The sequence below is a fragment of the Kaustia mangrovi genome (genome assembly GCF_015482775.1).
GTDB classification, from domain to species: domain Bacteria; phylum Pseudomonadota; class Alphaproteobacteria; order Rhizobiales; family Im1; genus Kaustia; species Kaustia mangrovi.
Window position 1 is genome coordinate 2,252,241 of sequence record NZ_CP058214.1, and the last position, 16,996, is coordinate 2,269,236.

The 16,996-nt window shown below is 68.4% G+C and carries 14 protein-coding genes; 2 read left to right on the plus strand and 12 right to left on the minus strand.

The window, feature by feature from the left end; translation table 11 throughout:
- Positions 1-257: 257 nt before the first annotated feature.
- The 9 genes from HW532_RS10435 to HW532_RS10475 form a co-directional block, all read right to left on the minus strand.
- Positions 258-1,787 (minus strand): L-aspartate oxidase, encoded by a 1,530-nt coding sequence (locus HW532_RS10435; RefSeq protein ID WP_213164302.1) that lies wholly within the window; start codon positions 1,785-1,787, stop codon positions 258-260.
- Positions 1,784-2,758, minus strand: coding sequence for a quinolinate synthase NadA (nadA, locus tag HW532_RS10440; protein ID WP_213164303.1), 975 nt, complete (start codon positions 2,756-2,758; stop codon positions 1,784-1,786). The genes HW532_RS10435 and nadA overlap by 4 nt, the downstream gene beginning before the upstream one ends.
- A 58-nt stretch (positions 2,759-2,816) precedes the next feature.
- Entirely contained in the window at positions 2,817-3,758 is a 942-nt protein-coding gene (locus HW532_RS10445; protein ID WP_213164304.1) for an NUDIX hydrolase, read from the minus strand.
- A gap of 119 nt (positions 3,759-3,877) precedes the next feature.
- Positions 3,878-4,597 (minus strand): VIT1/CCC1 transporter family protein, encoded by a 720-nt coding sequence (locus HW532_RS10450; protein ID WP_213164305.1) that lies wholly within the window; start codon positions 4,595-4,597, stop codon positions 3,878-3,880.
- A gap of 40 nt (positions 4,598-4,637) precedes the next feature.
- Positions 4,638-6,749 carry a DUF294 nucleotidyltransferase-like domain-containing protein gene (locus tag HW532_RS10455; protein WP_213164306.1) on the minus strand — a complete coding sequence of 704 codons (2,112 nt, stop codon included), beginning with the start codon at positions 6,747-6,749 and terminating at the stop codon, positions 4,638-4,640.
- Positions 6,750-6,917: 168 nt separating this feature from the next.
- Positions 6,918-7,949, minus strand: coding sequence for a glycine betaine/L-proline ABC transporter substrate-binding protein ProX (gene proX, locus HW532_RS10460; protein ID WP_213164307.1), 1,032 nt, complete (start codon positions 7,947-7,949; stop codon positions 6,918-6,920).
- Between the two features lie 119 nt (positions 7,950-8,068).
- Positions 8,069-9,067, minus strand: a complete 999-nt coding sequence (locus HW532_RS10465) for an ABC transporter permease (RefSeq protein WP_213164308.1) — start codon at positions 9,065-9,067, stop codon at positions 8,069-8,071.
- A complete protein-coding gene (locus HW532_RS10470) occupies positions 9,057-10,301 on the minus strand; it encodes a quaternary amine ABC transporter ATP-binding protein (protein WP_213164309.1) in 1,245 nt (414 codons plus the stop codon). The genes HW532_RS10465 and HW532_RS10470 overlap by 11 nt, the downstream gene beginning before the upstream one ends.
- A gap of 426 nt (positions 10,302-10,727) precedes the next feature.
- On the minus strand, positions 10,728-11,711 hold the full coding sequence (locus tag HW532_RS10475; RefSeq protein WP_213164310.1) for a zinc-dependent alcohol dehydrogenase family protein: 984 nt from the start codon (positions 11,709-11,711) through the stop codon (positions 10,728-10,730).
- Positions 11,712-11,815: 104 nt separating this feature from the next.
- Here HW532_RS10475 and HW532_RS10480 point away from each other — a divergent pair, with 104 nt between their 5' ends.
- Positions 11,816-13,165 (plus strand): NAD(P)/FAD-dependent oxidoreductase, encoded by a 1,350-nt coding sequence (locus tag HW532_RS10480; RefSeq protein ID WP_213164311.1) that lies wholly within the window; start codon positions 11,816-11,818, stop codon positions 13,163-13,165.
- A gap of 50 nt (positions 13,166-13,215) precedes the next feature.
- Here the strand turns inward: HW532_RS10480 and HW532_RS10485 are convergent, their stop codons facing one another.
- The 3 genes from HW532_RS10485 to HW532_RS10495 all read right to left on the minus strand — a co-directional run bounded on the left by HW532_RS10485 (position 13,216) and on the right by HW532_RS10495 (position 16,014).
- A complete protein-coding gene (locus tag HW532_RS10485; protein WP_213164312.1) occupies positions 13,216-13,590 on the minus strand; it encodes a hypothetical protein in 375 nt (124 codons plus the stop codon).
- 45 nt (positions 13,591-13,635) lie between these two features.
- The gene (locus tag HW532_RS10490; protein ID WP_213164313.1) at positions 13,636-14,478 is read right to left on the minus strand and encodes a universal stress protein; all 843 of its coding nucleotides are present in this window, start codon (positions 14,476-14,478) and stop codon (positions 13,636-13,638) included.
- Positions 14,479-14,643: 165 nt separating this feature from the next.
- Entirely contained in the window at positions 14,644-16,014 is a 1,371-nt protein-coding gene (locus HW532_RS10495; RefSeq protein WP_213164314.1) for an aminotransferase-like domain-containing protein, read from the minus strand.
- Between the two features lie 103 nt (positions 16,015-16,117).
- On the opposite strand from HW532_RS10495, the gene HW532_RS10500 reads away from it, so the two are divergent.
- Positions 16,118-16,882 (plus strand): pyridoxine 5'-phosphate synthase, encoded by a 765-nt coding sequence (locus HW532_RS10500; protein WP_213164315.1) that lies wholly within the window; start codon positions 16,118-16,120, stop codon positions 16,880-16,882.
- The last annotated feature ends 114 nt before the right edge of the window (positions 16,883-16,996 follow it).

A 16,996-nucleotide genomic window follows, 5' to 3' on the forward strand; every position in this document is an offset into this window, starting at 1 on the left:
TATCACTTCAAGACCGATCAACCTGTCTGCAATCGGACCGGTCCGCCCGACTGCGGGTCGATTGAAAACGGTTGCGTTGGGCACCCATTTGCGCACAAGCGCGTTATGAAAGAATTAACCTTCGCCCGGGCCACAGCACAATTCACAAAACAATGAAGTGCAAAGCCGCAAGCAAGCTGGCGGGTTTTCCCAGCGTCCCGCACCGGATCATCGTCGGCAATTGTGTCCGCTCCGTGGCGAAAGGTCTCGACCAGCCTCTAGACACCGACGATCTCCGCCGGCGCACCATCCGCGATGGCGCCCGCCGCGACCAGGGCCTCGCCGAGCGTGAGGGACGAATGACGGGCGAACACGGTCCTGTGCGGGAAGTCGGTGCGGAAATGGGCGCCGCGGCTCTCCCGCCGCCGGCAGGCGGCAACGGCGATCATCAGCGCAAGCGCCGCCGCATCGTCGCGGACCGCCAATGACCTGAAGCCGGCAAGGGCCGCCTGCATCTCCCCACCCTGCCGGACGACGCCCAGCGCGCGGGAGACGGCGGGACGCACGGCATCCGGGTCGGCCCGATGCGGCAGGCGGGCATCGCCGCATGGCCGGGCCGGTCCCACCGTCTCGCTCGACACGCTCCGGGCCACGGCGCGCGCGAAGACCGCCGCCTCGATCAGGGAATTGCTGGCGAGCCGGTTGGCACCGTGCAAGCCGGTGCAGGCCGCCTCCCCGCAGGCCCAAAGCCCCTGGACCGTGCTGCGGCCCTCCCCGTCCACGGCAATCCCGCCCATATGGTAATGGGCGGCCGGGCGCACGGGGATCGGCTCGCGGCTGGGGTCGACGCCCAGCGCCCGGCAGGCCCGGGTAATGGCGGGAAACCGCTTCGGGAAGGCCGGGCCGAGGCTGTGCGTCGCATCGAGGAAGACGCGGTGGCCGGCCCCGAGATGCGCCGCCACGGCCCGCGCCACGACATCGCGCGGGGCGAGATCACCGCCGGGAATATCCGCCATGAAGCGCGCGCCCGTCTCGTCGACGAGCACGGCCCCCTCGCCGCGCACCGCCTCGCTGACCAGCGGCATGGGCCGGCCGGGGCCGTCGAGCGCGGTGGGGTGGAACTGGATGAATTCGAGATCGGCGAGCGCCGCGCCGGCGCGCGCGGCCAGCATGAGGCCCTGCCCCCAGCATGAGGCCGGGTTGGTGCTGTCGGCGAACAGCCCGCCAATGCCGCCGGTCGCGATCACCACGCGCCGCGTGGAAAGCACAGCCGCACCGCCCTCGCAGGCGACGAGAACGCCGTGAACCTCGCCATCGCGCAGCACGAGCCGGCGCGCCTCGGCATGCTCGAGGACCGCAATACCCGGCGTGCGGCGCACCGCGTCCACCAGCGCCCGCACAATCTCGCGCCCCGTACCGTCGCCGCCGGCATGGACGATGCGGCGCCGGCCATGGGCAGCCTCCAGCCCCAGACACAGGCGCCCGTCCCGCGCCCGGTCGAACCGGACACCGAAACGCGAGAGCGTCGCGAGCGCATCCGGCGCGGCCGCCGTGACGAGATGCGCCGCCTGCCGCTCGCCAAGCCCGTCGCCGGCGGCAAGCGTATCGGCCAGATGGAGGTCCGGGCTGTCATCCGCGCCGAGTGAAGCGGCAAGCCCGCCCTGCGCCAGTGCGGTCGATCCCTCCTCGCCGAGCGCGCCCGCCGTGACGAGCATTGCGGGCTCCGGCGCCAGATGAAGCGCCGTCAGGAGCCCGGCAATGCCGCCGCCGACAATGACAGGCCGGCCGCCTGCGTCCATCGCCGTCATACCGCCAGCATCCGCTCGACAGCGCGGCGCGCGCGCTCCGCCATGCGCGGCTCCACCGTGACCTCGTGACGGTTGTGCTCGAGCGCATCGCGGAGTCCGGCGAGCGTGATGCGTTTCATGTGCGGACACAGATTGCAGGGGCGCACAAACTCGACCTCGGGGTGGGCGACCGCCACATTGTCGCTCATCGAGCATTCGGTCATGAGCGCGACGCGCCGGGGTCCGCGGTGCGCCACATAGTCGGACATGGCCGCCGTGGAGCCCGCGAAATCGGCCTCCGCCACCACATCCGGCGGGCATTCGGGATGGGCGAGCACGGTGACGCCCGGATAGGCCTCGCGCAGCTCGCGGATATCGCGTGCGGCGAAACGCTCATGGACCTCGCAATGGCCGCGCCAGGAGACGATCTCGACATCGGTGTCCTTCGCGACGTTCTGCGCCAGATACTCGTCCGGGATCATGATGACACGCGGCACGCCGAGAGACTCCACCACGGCGCGGGCATTGCCGGAGGTGCAGCAGATATCCGATTCCGCCTTCACCGCAGCGGATGTGTTGACATAGGTGACGACCGGCACGCCCGGATGGCGCGCGCGAAGCCCGCGCACATCCTCCGGCGAGATCGCCTCGGCGAGCGAGCACCCCGCCTTCAGATCCGGAATGAGTACCGTCTTGTCCGGATTGAGCAGCTTCGCGGTCTCCGCCATGAAGTGAACGCCGGCGAGCAGGATGGTGTCCGCATTGACCGCCATGGCCCTGCGGGCGAGCGCCAGACTGTCGCCGACGATGTCGGCCACGCAGTGGAAGATCTCCGGCGTCTGGTAGTTATGGGCGAGGATGACGGCGTTTTGCCGGCGCTTCAGCTCCAGAATGGCGGCGATGTCGCCGGCAAGGACGGGCCATTCGACGGACGGGATGACATGGCGCACCCGCTCATAGAGCGCATCGGCTTGGTCGGAGGCATCGCGCATGGGTCGATCCTTTATGCTCGCCTGGAGTATAAAGGATTATGCTACAAACGAGCATAAGTCAAGATCGCATCACGGGCAGGCGCGTGCCCATCAGGGTGCGCTCGGTGTGGATCGCCTGGCGAAACCGGAACAGCTTGGCGGGCCTCCCGCCTGTGCCGGCCGACATCTCGCCGGTCTCCTCCACCAGATTCTGCTGTTCCACGAGACGGCGGAAATTCTGCTTGTGCGCGAGCCGGCCGGACAACGCCTCGACCGCGCGCTGAAGCTGGAGCAGCGTGAAGACGGGCGGCATCAGCTCGAACACCACGGGGCGGTACTTGATCTTGGTGCGCAACCGCGCGATGGCGGTTGCCAGGATGCGCCGGTGGTCGGCGAACATCGCCCGGCCGGGGCCCTCGCCGACAGGCACTCCCGCATCGCGTCGGGACTCGTCAACCAGTTCCGCCTCGTAGAGGAGTTCGTAGCGCTGCAAGGCCAACTCCTCGTTCCAGTCATGGCCATCGAGGCCGAACACGCTCGCCGCGCGCTCCCGGCGCTCCGCCCTCCCGGTCGCATCGGACGCGCGCGCCGCCCAGTCGGCAAGCTGCGGCGCGATTTCCTCGCCGATGAGGGCGGGCATGCCGGTCCGATGGTCCTCCCACGGGAAATAGTCGTACCATCGCGTCCAGCGCGAGGGGGAAGAAGCCTGCGGCGCCTCGGCCCGCGTGAGCCCCAGATAACTGATCGAGATGACGCGCCCGCAGCCCGAGCCGATCCGGTCGCGGTCGGCGAAGGTATAGAGCTGCTCCATATAGCCGGGCGGATGGCCGGTCTGACACTCCACCCAGGCGCGCAGACCCGACTGGAGCGAGCGGTGGCCGAGCTCGAACGGCCCCGACGGCAGCATCCCCCCATCGTCGATGGTGAGCACGCAGGGCTCCTCGTCGATCACCGCGGCGAGGACGGCAATCAGCTCGACATGGACGTCATGGCCGCCACCGGCCCTGTCGGATGAGGTCATCGAATCCCCTGCCTGCACTATCCCGGACGCCCAAGGGATAGCACGGACAGACAGACAGGGTGACACCGCATGGCCGGACAGTCCCCCATACCGAATCTCATGGACAATGAGACCTGGTATCAGACCACATTCTTCAGGAGCGCGCCGACCAGATAGGCCGTGCCGGCGGCAAGCAGGCCGATGACCAGCGTCTCCAGCCCCGAGCGCCACCAGGCGGCGAGCGACCAGTGGCTCTTCACCGAGCCGATCCCGAAGAACACCGCGGCGGTGGCGCCGAGCGCAAACTCGAAGGCATGTGGCAGGCCGAGCGCGAAGGGGAGAAGCGGCACGGCGCCGCAGACCAGGAAGGCGAGGAAGGTGTAGAAGCCCGCCTTGACCGGGGAACGCGCCATCGGGGAGACACCGTATTCCTCCGCCAGCATGGTGTTGATCCACAGCTCGTCCTTCGTGGTGATCGCGGTCACCGCCTGCTCGAGCGCCTCGCCCTCAATGCCCTTCGATCTCAGGATATGCCGGATCTCCTCGCGCTCGCCCTCCGGCGCGAGCCTGATGTGCTTGCGTTCGATGGCCTTCAGGCGATGAAGGTCGTCGAGGTCCGCCTTGGTCCCCGAATAGTTGCTGGCCGCCATGGAAAAGCCGTCGGCCAGGAGGTTCGCGAGGCCGAGGATGAGGATGATGCCGGCGGACAGCTCCGCCCCCACCACGCCGGCGACGATGGCGAATGTGGTGACCGCCCCGTCGATGCCGCCATAGACCCAGTCGCGGATGTAGCTCTGCTGCGGCTTGCGGTCGAGCCGCGCCGCAATCGCCTCGCGTGAATGGTCGTGCTCCAGCCGCATCTCGCTCCTTTCGCCCCCAGGGCCTGCCACCGGGTCCGCCTCAGCCGAACGCCATGGGATCGCCGACCAGCGTGTTCATGACGTCGACCTGGCGCAGCGCCCATTTGAGCCGCGCGGTCTCGTGGCGCCCGAGCCCCTTCACCGCCACCGACCCCGACGGCGGTATCCCATCCTCCATGTCGCGAAGCTGCTGGGCAAGGATTTCGCCGAGCAGGATCTCGTGGGCCTCGACAACGTCGGCGAGATCGTCGGCATTGCCCTCGCCGAGCGCCATGACGGCCTCCAGCCGCCGCCTCGTGGAGCGCTCCGTCACGCCGTGCCGGAGGGCCAGGACGCGCGCACCGCTGACGAGCGCCAGGAGGCCGCCGCGCTTCAGGTCGACCCGGCCGTCTCTGGTGCGGATCCCGCCAAACAGACCGAGCGGGGCGGTGAAGTCGGTCGCCGCCGCCGCCAGCAGCTTGAGGAAGCCCGGCGCCTGCCGCGCGCGGCCATAGGCATGCTCTGCGACCGCGCGGGCGAGATCGCGGTCGCCATGGACGGCATGGAGATCGTAGAAGATGTCCACATAGCAGACGTCCTTCCAGTCGCCGCGCTTCAGCCAGCCATCCACCGTCTCGCGCCAGCCGGCCAGATCGTGCCGCCAGTCGGCCTTGCTCGCCATCACGCCGCCGCGGCAATAGGGGACGCCGACCTCGTGGAGGATGTCGCTCATATGGGTCCCGAGCGCCTCGAACCAGCGGTCCTCCTCGCTGCCCGGCGTGCCGGACGCGAAGACCACGGCATTGTCCTGGTCGGGCGCGAGCAGGCTCTCCCCGCGCCCGCCCGAGCCGAGCACGAGCACACAATAGGGCACGGGCGGCCCGCCGCGCCCCTCATCGCGCATCCGCGCCTCGGCCAGCCCCGCCGCCCGGGCCGTGAGCATGCGCAGCTCCGTGGAGAGGACCGCGGCGATGTCGCGGGCCGGCACACCCTCCTCCAGAAGGCTGCGGGCGACAATCGGCTGGCGCGCCCAGATCGCGCCGAGCGCGGGAACGCTTTCGGCATGGCCAAGCTCATCGCCCAGAATGAGCGCCTCGTCGGCGCGCTCGCGCATCACGTCCGTGCTCGTCAGCGCGCCGACGATCCCGCCATCGGACCCGGTCACGCCGAGATGGCGGATGCCGTGGCGGCGCATGGTCCCGATGGCCCGGTAGACGAAGTCGTCCTCCGCCACGCAGACGAGAGGCCGGCTGGCGATCCCGCCGACGGTACGGTCCCGTATCTCCGGATTGGCGAGCGCGCGCAGGAGATCGCGCTCCGTGACGATGCCGGCCTCGCCGCCATCGCCTGCGGCATCGCGCACGAAGAAGGCGCTCACGCCCTTCTCCGCAAGGGCGCGCGCGGCCGCGTCGCACGCCATGCCGGGCTCCGCCCAGAGCGGCGGCGCGCTCATCACGTCGCGGGCGCGGTGGCGGAACGGATAGCTGTCTATCGCGCGAAGGGCCGCGTCCTGGTCATTGCCGCGCGCACGGACCGGTGCGACCCAGCCCGCCTCGATCTGGCGCGCGACCGTGTCCGCCTGCGCGCGGGTCGCGGCTTCCGCCTCCGCGAGCGTACGGATGCCGGCGGCACGCAGGAGCGGGATCAGCCGCAGGAAGATGTCGGCGGCCGCGCGTGCGTCGCCGGGTGCGGTGTGTCTGCCCTCGATGGCGACGCCGAGCCATGCCGCGACCGCATCCAGCGAGAAATCGGGGAGCGAGCGGCCGACCAGCCGCGCGAGCATCATGGTGCACAGCGAGCGCGGCCGATACCATTTCATGCCGACCCGGCGATATTCGTTGCGCAGGACAGTGAGGTCGAAGCCGATATTGTGGCCGATCACCACCGCACCGCCGAGAAAGCGCTCCAGATCGAGCGCGACCGCATCGAAACGCGGCGCGTCGCGGAGGTCGGACGGCGCGATGCCGTGGATCGCGGTGGAACTCTCCGGCACCGGCATTTCGGGATCGACAAGGGTCTCGAAGGTCTCTTTGGGCCGGATCGCGCCGTCGCGCACCCGGATCGCGGCGAGCTGGACCACGCGCGCGGCCTCCGCATCGAGACCCGTGGTCTCCATGTCGAGCGCCGCGGCATCGAGCGCGAGCAGCGGCGTGCTGTTTGCGACCCCCACCATCCGGTTGCCTCCGCCTGACGAGACCGGCCCCGCCATTGTAAAGCCATCCCGCCATCTGGAAAGCAGGCATATGGTCGGAGACCGGCCAATAGTCGGCAGAGGCCGGGACACAAAAAAGCGGGGCCCGAAAGGCCCCGCTCCGTGAGATCCGGTTCGTAACCGGCGCGATCAGTTGGCCGCGGCCGCCTTGGCGTCCTCGATCCACTTGTCGAACTCGTCGCGATGCGCCTTGATCCACTCAGCGGCATGGCGCTCGAGGTCGGCCTTCTTGTCCTCGCCGGCATTCATCTTCGCATTCTGGGCGAAGATGTCCTCGATCGGAATGCGCATCTCCTCCAGCAGCGTCTTGACCGCCGGGTTCTCCTTCAGGAACTCGGTGTTCGCCACCGGACGGATGTCATTGGCCGGCCAGCCCATCTCGCAGGGATCCTCGACACAGCCCGCGACACCCTCGACGGTGGTCTCGTCCTCGAGATCCTTCTGGTCCTCCGGCAGGCTCGGCTCGGGAACCTCGATCCACACGACGTCCTTGCCGGGCTTCAGCACACCGACGGTCCAGTTCGGCGTCCAGGTGTAGAAGAAGATCGGCTTGCCTTCCTCGTAGCGACCGATGGCGTCGGCCATGGAGGCGGAATAGGCCGCCTTGATGGGCTCGACATAGTCACGCAGGCCATAGGCGTCGAGCTGATGGGCGATCACCTTCTCGCAGCCCCAGCCCGGCGGGCAGGCGACCATCTCCGCCTTGCCGTCGCCATTGTCGTCGAACAGCGAGCGGATCTCCTCCTTCTTGAAGTCGGCAATGTTGGTGATGCCGTGCTCCTCGGCGGTCTTCTTGTCGATGAGATAGCCCTGGAGCGCGCCGCCCTCGGCGACATAGCCGACGATCTCCGCACCGCTCTCGAAGTCGTCCTTATAGGTGTTGTGCAGCGGGAACCAGCCATTGACCCACAGGTCCATGTCGCCCTGGGCGACCGACTGGTAGAAGGCCGGATTGTCGAGGGTGGTCACGGTGCCGATATCGTAGCCGAGCTCCTCCAGCGCCTTCTTGTAGATCTCCGCCTGGAACCAGCCGGTATCCCACGAGGCGCGTGCAAGCTTGACCTCCTTGCCGTCGCCGGGCAGGTCCTGTGCCACGGCGGCGCCGGCGATCGCTGCGGCGGCGAAGATGCCCGCTGCGCTCGTCGTCAGAAATTTCCACATCTGAGATTCTCCTTGTCCCTTCCGGACTTTGGGTTGCTCTCTTGGGTTCATGGAATCCCGCCCCACCGCAAGGCGTGCCCGACAAGACCGGGCCCCTATGGCGGGCAGGACACGGCCGCCTATTCGGCGGCCTGTCCGCTCGGCCGGCCCGCTTCCGAGCCGGACCGGGCGTATCCGAGAAGCCGCTTGAAGAAGCCGGACAGCGTCCAGCTCGCGTTGCGCGCCGCCGGCCCCGCCCCGATCGCCTGGGTGATGCGGTCGAGAATGATGGCCAGAAGCACGATGCCGAGACCGCCCAGGAACGCCATGCCGACATCGAGCCGGCCAAGCCCCGTGAACACGGTCAGGCCCAGACCGCCCGCGCCGATCAGCGCGGCAATGACGGCCATGGACAGAGCCAGCATGAGGGTCTGGTTGAGGCCGGCCATGATGGTGCGCAACGCCAGCGGGATCTGAATATCGATGAGCACCTGCCGCCGCGTGGAGCCGAAGGCGTAGCCCGCCTCCACCAGCTCGTCGCGCACCTGCCGGATGCCCAGATTGGTCAGCCGGATGATCGGCGGCAGGGCGAAGATGATGGTCGCGATCACGCCCGGCACCATGCCGACGCCGAACAGCATGACGATCGGCACCAGATAGACGAAGGGCGGGATGGTCTGCATGATGTCGAGGATCGGCCGCAGGATCGCCTCGAACCGGTCGCTGCCGGCCGCCAGGATGCCGAGCGGGATCCCCACGGCCGCGCAGAAGACGACCGCCGTCAGGATCATGGACAGCGTGGTCATGGTCTCCGACCACAGGCCGACCGTTTCCAGAAGCGCGAGCGAGACCAGCGTGAAGATCGCCACGCCGCGGCCCGCGAACCGCCACGCGATCAGCACGAAGATGGCGAGGATCGCCGCGAAGGGAATGACCTGCAACAGATCGTTGAGATTGCTGAGAACCTTGTCCACCGGCCATTGCGCGGCCCGGAAGGCCGGCCGGAAATTCGGCACCAGCCAGTCCTTCACTACCGTCTCGACCCAGTCGTCGAGCGGGATCGTGCCATAGGTCGAGGGTCTCAGCACCTCGTCGGCGGACGAGACCGCACCGGCCAAGCCTCCTGCATCACTGGCCATGGGTCATAACCTCCTTGTCGCCCCGGGCACCGACGCCGGTTCCGTCGGCGTCCTCCTCCTCCGGCTCAGAGCCGAGATGGGGGAAGACGGAGGCGGCATGCACCTCGCCGACGAGCTTGCCCTCGCCGTCGACCACGGCCAGGGGGCGGCCCGCCCCGAGCTTGTCGAAAACCTCGAAGATGTAGTCTCCGGCCCGGACGGTCTGCACCCCGTCCTCCATGACCGCACCGACGGTCGCACCGTCCTTGCCGGCGGCGAGCGCCTCGTGGGTAACGAGGCCCGAGGGAGCGCCTGAGCCGTTGGTCACGCAGGCCGCCTCGCGCCCGTTGGCCGCCTTAAGCGCCTTCAGCGCGTCGGCCGCGGCCATGTCGGCGGCGAGCGGCACGGGCGCGTCCATCACCGCGCGCATGGTCAGCACCCGGCTGCGGTCGACATCCTGCGTGAACGCGCTCACATAGTCGTCGGCGGGCGCGGTCACGATCTCTTCCGGGGTGCCCACCTGCACGAAGCGGCCATCCTTCATGATCGCGATCTGGTCGCCGAGCTTCAGCGCTTCCTGCAAATCGTGGGTGATGAAGACGATGGTGGTCTGGAGGTTGTCCTGGATGCGCAGGAGCTCGTCCTGGACGTCGCGCCGGATCAGCGGGTCGAGCGCGGAGAAGGGCTCGTCCATGAGCAGGATTTCCGGATCGACCGCGAGCCCGCGCGCCAGCCCGACGCGCTGCTGCATTCCGCCGCTGAGATTGCCGGGATAGGCGTCGGCCCAGGCATCCAGCCCGACCGTTTCCAGCGCCTCGATCGCCTTTTTGCGCCGCTCGCCAGCCGGCATGCCGCGCGTCTTCAGGCCGTATTCGACATTCTCGCAGACCGTCTTGTGCGGCAGGAGGGCGAAATGCTGGAACACCATGGAAATCCGCCGCAGGCGAATCTGGCGCAGCTCCTCCGCGCCGATCCCGGTGATCGCCTCGTCGCCCACGCTGACCGTGCCCTCGGTCGGCTCGATCAGCCTGTTGATGCAGCGCACCAGCGTGGATTTGCCGGAGCCCGACAGGCCCATGACGACGAAGATCTCGCCTTCTTTGACGGAAAAGGAGACATTGTTGACGGCGACCACACTGCCCGTGCGGCGGAACACTTCGTCCTTGTCGAGCCCCTGTTGCGCCAGGCCCAACGCCTCCTCCGGCTCCTCGCCGAAGATCTTGTACAGTTCCTTGACGACCAGCTTGTCCGTCATTCACTCCGTCCAACGCTTTCGGTGAAGCCCAGTACCCATCGATCGGCCTCCGGGGAGAAGGCGAGGGCGCACATCCGCGGTAGCGGCCCGGCGATAGTCGTTTGCAGCGGCTGGGCTCCGGAAGGTTTCAATGCAATCCTCCCGAGTTGTTCGCGTGATATAATCCACTCGACACGGCATTGCAAGGCCGCACCTCACCTACCACCCTCGTACAAATATGTATAAACCAACAGAAAATGTTAGATTAATACAAAAATATACATCAAGTAATCACAGAATAAACAAAATGAAAAAGACAATTTTAGATTCTTTACAGGACAATACCGCAAGGAAAAAGAAATTTTGACACAATTTTGCACGATCCGGCGCGCGCACCGGCCGGAGAGAACGACCGTTGGAAGCGCACAAAACCGGGCTGGACGCCAGTCAGGGCAGGAGCACCGCCGCCCCCGTCAGGGCGCCGCGCCGCAGGCGATCCAGCGCCTCGTTCGCCTCATGGAGGGGAAAGGTCTCCACCGTCGTGCGGACCGGCACGCGCGGCGCGAGCGCGAGAAACTCCACCGCATCCTGCCGGGTCAGGTTGGCGACGGACCGCACCACCCGCTCCTCCCACAGGATCGCGTAGGGAAAAGAAGGGATATCGGACATGTGGATGCCGCCGCACACGACGATCCCGCCCTTGCGCACCGCCCTCAACGCCGCCGGCACGAGCGCGCCGACGGGTGCGAAGATGATGGCGGCGTCGAGCGGCTCCGGCGGCGCCTGCGTCGACGCGCCGGCCCAGGCGGCGCCGAGCGACAGGGCGAAGTCCTGTGCCGCCTTGTCGCCCTCGCGCGTGAAGGCGTGGACGCGCCGGCCCTCATGGACCGCGACCTGCGCGACGATATGCGCAGCCGCCCCAAAGCCATAGAGCCCCAGGCTCTCGCCCTCGCCCGCCATCTTCAGACATCTGTGGCCGATCAGCCCGGCGCACAGCAACGGCGCGGCCTCCGCGTCGCTGTACCCCTCGGGCAGCGGAAAGCAATATCGGGCGTCCGCCACGGCATGGTCCGCATAGCCGCCGTCGATCGTGTAGCCGGTGAACCCCGGACGGTCGCAGAGATTCTCCCGGCCCATCCGGCAATAGGGGCAGGTGCCGCAGGTGTGGCCGAGCCAGGGAATGCCGACGCGCATTCCGGGCGGAAACCCCTCCACGCCCTCGCCGAGAGCCGCAACGGTACCCACCACCTCGTGGCCCGGAACAATCGGCAGCTTCGGCTCGGTCAGATCGCCATCGACGACATGAAGGTCGGTCCGGCACACGCCGCAGGCCGAAATCTTGACGAGGATCTGGCCGGGGCCCGGATCGGGCACCGGCATGTCGCGCTCCTCAAGCCGCTCTCCCGGTCTGTTCAGAACCATCGCGCGCATCGCCGTTCTCCTCGTGCCTTGCCATGTCCGCACTGCGAACTTGTGAAATGGCCGCCTCGCCGCTAGGGATGTCGGCTTGCGAGAAGACAAGCCGAGCGCCCGCCATGCCGCCCGCCCTGCATCCAGATGCCCTGCACTTCGCCGACCCGGCCGCAAGCCTGTGGGAGGACACCGCCCCGGCGCTGTCCTTCACCCCGCAACCGCTCGACGGAGACGAGCGCTGCGACATCGCCATCGTCGGCGGCGGCTTCACGGGCCTGTCCTGCGCCCTGCGGCTCGCGCGCGGGCACGGCGCGGATGTGCGCCTTCTCGAGGCCGCCACCCCGGGCTGGGGCGCATCGGGCCGCAATGGCGGCTTTGCCTGCATCGGCGCGGCCAAGCTTTCCTGGCCGGACATGGCGCGCCGCTACGGCATGGAGGCCACGCGCGCCTTCTTCGACATCCAGCGCGAGGCCATAGAGAGCCTGAGGGCGACGGCGGCGGAGCTCGGCATCGAGGCCGACATCGCGGGCACCGGCGAGATCACCCTCGCCCACCGGCCGCCCTTCCGGCGCGCGCTGGCGCAAGAGCAGGAGACGCTGCGCACCCTCTTCGGCCACGAGACGGAGCTCCTGGAGCCGGAGGCGCTCGCCGAGCGCGGCATGGCCGCCCCGTTCATCCATGGCGGCTTGTGGAACCCAACCGGCTTCGGCCTCCATCCGCTCAAGCTCGCCCGCGGCCTTGCCGACGCCGCCCACGCCCATGGCGCACGCCTCCACGGACAGTCGCGCGTCACCGGCTGGGCGCAAGCCGGCGGCCGCCACAGGCTCACCACCGCCGCCGGCGGCACGCTTACGGCCGACCGCGTGATCCTCGCCTGCAACGGCTACACGCCCGAGGCGACCTTCCCGCCGCTTGCCGGGCGGCTCATGCCGGCGCTGTCGAACATCCTGGTGACACGCCCCCTGAGCCTGTCGGAGCGCGAGGCGCAAGGCTGGACGACCACGACCATGGCCTTCGACGCGCGCGCGCTCCTGCACTATGTCCGCCTGTTGCCCGACGGGCGTTTCCTGTTCGGCGGGCGCGGCGGGACGGACATGTCCGATGGCGCCGCACCGGCGATGGAGGCGAGCATGCGCCGGGAGTTCGAAGCCATGTTTCCGGCCTGGCGCCATGTCGAGCACACCCATTTCTGGCGCGGGCTCGTCTGCCTTGCACGCGATCTCGTGCCCCATATCGGCCCGCTCGACGAGCGGAGCACGGTCTGGACGGCGATCGCCTATCACGGCAACGGGGTGGCGATGGCGAACTGGTCCGGCCGGCATCTGGCCGACATCGTCGCGGGGCAGACGGCCCTGGCCGACCTGCCGGCGGTCATGACCGCCCCCTTGCGGCGCTTTCCGTTCGCCGGGCTCCGCCAGCTCTATATGAAGGCCGCCTATGCGGCCTTCACCGTCAGGGACGAATGGCTGTAGCGGTCCTCCTGCACAGCCTGCTCGGGCCATATCCATGAGGACCGCTCCGCCTACTCCAGCTCGTTGACCGCCACCACGCGGAAGGTGCGCAGCGTATCGTCCTGCTCGCGGATCGACACATACTCGCCGGGCTCGAAGAGATGGGTCTGGAAACGGTAACCCGCCTCGTCGTCGTCGACATCGCCATCGAGATCGTAGTGGAATGCCCAGGATCCGCCCGGCTTGCGGACGAGGTGGCCCACCTCGTCCGGCTCCCCCTCCCAGAACCGGCGGACACGGCAGCGGTCGCGCACCTTGTGCCACTCCTCGGGGAGGATATGGCCCTCCTCGTCGAGCGGCGCGACGAACTCATAGCCATGATCCCGGCTGCCATTCGGGAAATCGTGGTCGCGGGCAAGTTCGAGCCTGACCAGCTTCATTGTCATGGGCGGTCTCCCTCCTTGAAAGCGTGGCGTGTACGAGGAGTACCGTCAATGGGACATGAGGACGGGCACGGTCATCTGCTGGAGGACCTGCCGCGTCACGCCGCCGAAGACGAATTCGCGCATGCGCGAATGGCCGTAGCCGCCCATGACCAGGAGGTCGACGCCGAAATCGGAGATCCGCGCCAGCACCTCGTCGCCGACCGTGATCTCGTCGATGGCGGAATGATGCGTCTCGACCTTCACGCCGTGGCGCGCGAGGGTGTTGGCGATCTCGGAGCCAGCGAGGACGGCCGCACGGTCGCCGTTCTCCGGCGGATTGACGGCGAGGAGATGCACGTTGGAAGCCCCCTGCAGGAAGGGCAGGGCGTCAAAGGTGGCGCGCGCGGATTCGCGGGTGCCGCTCCACGCCAGGGCGACGGAGGTGCCGAAGGTCTTGAACTCGCCATAGGCGGGCACGAACAGGATCGGACGGCCGGTCTCCATCAGCAGCCGCTCGCACAGCTCGGTGTCGGCCAGATACTCGCTTTCCTCATCTGCCTGGCTGGCGATGACGAGGTCGGCGCAGCGCCCGTGGTCGATCACCACGTCGGCAATCGTGGAGCCGCTGGCATCCACCTCGCGCCATTCCGACAGGACGCCCTCGCGCCGGACGGCCTCGTCGAACAGCCCTTTCACCTTCTCCGCCTGCTCCTGATAGTACTGGCGCTGGGCCTCGATGATCTCCGGCGTGATCTGCATGGCGACGGCGGGATAGACCTGAAGGGCGGGAATGACATAGAGCCCGATCAGATGCGCATCGTTCTTCCTGGCCATTGCGGTCGCCACGTCGAGCAGCGCCTCGGCGCGGTCAACGGCGTTGAGCGATACAACAAGGGTGCGGTATGTCATGTCTCGACTGTCCTCCGTCGTCACCAGCTGTCTGAGATCCGTGTATTGGCGAGGTGGCGCCCTGGCGCCTTGATATGCGTCAACCGGGTCGTCCTGCCCCTTGAACATCGTTGCGGAGGTTGAGGTTCCCATAAGAGGCAACCGGATGCGAGCCTTTTGACGCGCTCACATCTGAAAGCGGGCCGGCGCGGGGCGCTGCGCGATGAGGCCGGCCAGCGTGTCGAGCGCGGGGCCGAGCCTGCTGCCGGCCAGGTTGGACAGGCACACGCGGATGGCGGGCTCGCGCGACGGCTCCACCATGGCGAACACACTCGACGGGGAGACGATCACGCCGGCCTCTCTTGCGCGGGCCGCGAACTCGTCGGCCTGCCAGGGCACGGGCAGCGGGATCCACAGATGGGAATTGTCGGGATCGGCCCTGTAGGCGATCCCCGCGAGGTGATCTGCGGCCTCCGCCTGCAGCGCGCGCGAGATCTTCAGCCGCTCGGCTGCCAGCTCGCCCGCCGTGCCGTCGGCGATCCAGCGGCAGGCGAGCTCCGCCATGAGCGGCGGCGGCATCCAGCTCGTCGTCTGGTTGGCGGCAAGGACCGCATCGTAGAGCGCGGGAGGGGCCACGACGACGCCGACCCGCAGGCCCGGGGCCACGATCTTGGAGAGGCTCGATATGTAGAGCGTGCGGTCCGGCGCCATGGCCGCGATGGGCGTCTGGTTTCGGGGCCCGTCGCGCAGATTCACATCGTCCTCCACGATCGCCAGGTCGTGGCGTTCGGCGCAGGCGGCGATGGCCCGGCGCCGCTCCTGCGTATAGGTGCAGGCGGTCGGATTGTGGGCATGGGGCATGCAATAGAGGAGACGCGGCGAGGCCACGCGGCAGGCCTCATCCAGCGCGTCCGGCAGGAGGCCGTCGCCATCCATCTCCACCGGCACGACCCTCAGCCCGAAGAAGCGGGCCAGATTGCGGATGCCCGGATAGGAATAGGCCTCCACGAGCACCGCATCGCCCGGCGCGGCGAGCGCGCCCATGGCGATGGTGAGCCCCTGCTGCGCGCCGCCGGTGATGACCATGTCTGCGGGATCGGCCGCAAGCCCGCGCGAGCCGAGCCAGCCGGCAAGCCCTGCGCGATGGCGCGCACTGCCGGCAGCCTCGCCATATTCGAGCAGGCCGCCGAGCGCACCGTCGCGGGCAAGCCCCAGAAGCGCCCGGCGGAGCGTCGCGTCGAGGCCGATATGGGGCGGCTCGTTGCGGCTGAGATCGACCGGCCCCTCCGTGCCGTCGCCATCCTCGGCAAGCCTCCCGCCGGCAGCACGCACGAAGGTGCCGCGGCCCGCCTCGCGCGAGACGAAGCCGCGCCGCTCCGCCAGCGCATAGGCGCGCAGCACCGTGCCGACCGTCACGCCGATCCCGTCGGCGAGCGCGCGCACCGTCGGCAGGCGCTCGCCCTCCTCCAGCCGTCCCTCGCGAATATCGCCGACCAGCGCATCCGCAAGCGCGCGATAGATCGGCCCGGACTCATCGAGCGCCTGTGGAACCCACATTGTTACCCTTACAATCGAGTGTTTGACCCCCGGAAACCTGCCGGATATCGTATCATTTCAGCGTATGAATGCAAATTGTTATCGTAACAATATGGCAAATCCCATGGTCGAGATCTGCGCCCTGAGCGTCAATCTGAACAAGGTCGCCCTGCTGCGGAACCAGCGCGACCTGACCTATCCCAGCGTGCCCGGCATGGCCGGTATCGCGATCAAGGCCGGCGCGCGCGGCATCACCGTCCATCCGCGCCCCGACGAACGGCATATCCGGCGCCAGGACGTCCGCGATCTGGCGGAGCTTCTCGCCCAGGAGCGCTACAAGGGCATCGAGTTCAATATCGAGGGCTATCCCTCCGACGACTTCCTCGCCCTCGTCGCGGAGGTCGAGCCCGATCAGGTGACGCTCGTGCCCGACGCGCCGGACCAGCGCACCTCCGACCATGGCTGGGATATTCCGCTGCACGAGGAGCGCCTCAAGCGCGTGATCGCGAAGCTCAAGCGGCACGGAAGCCGCGTCTCGCTGTTCATCGACGCGGATCCGGCGATGGCGAGCGCCGCGCGCGCGGTCGGCGCCGACCGCGTGGAGCTCTATACGGGCCCCTACCACCACGCCTTCATGGAGGGCCGGGCGGGCGAGATCCTGCCCGCATACCGCACGGCCGCCGAGGCGGCGCTCGCGGAAGGCCTCGGCGTCAATGCCGGCCACGACCTCAATCTCGACAATCTCGGCGGCTTCCTCACCGCCGTTCCGGGCGTCGCGGAGGTCTCCATCGGCCATGCGCTGACCGCCGATGCCCTGGTCATGGGCATGGACGCGACGGTGCGTGCCTATGTCGACATCCTCACCCGCAGCGCCCGCGCGGCTGCCTGACAGGATCCGGCGGGAGGATCGGCGTCCCTGCCGGCCCGGCCCGCGACCGGCGCGCTCATACCGCATGGACTTGGGGGCGCCGGCGCTGTTACATCGTCTCCCTGCTTCCCGCGC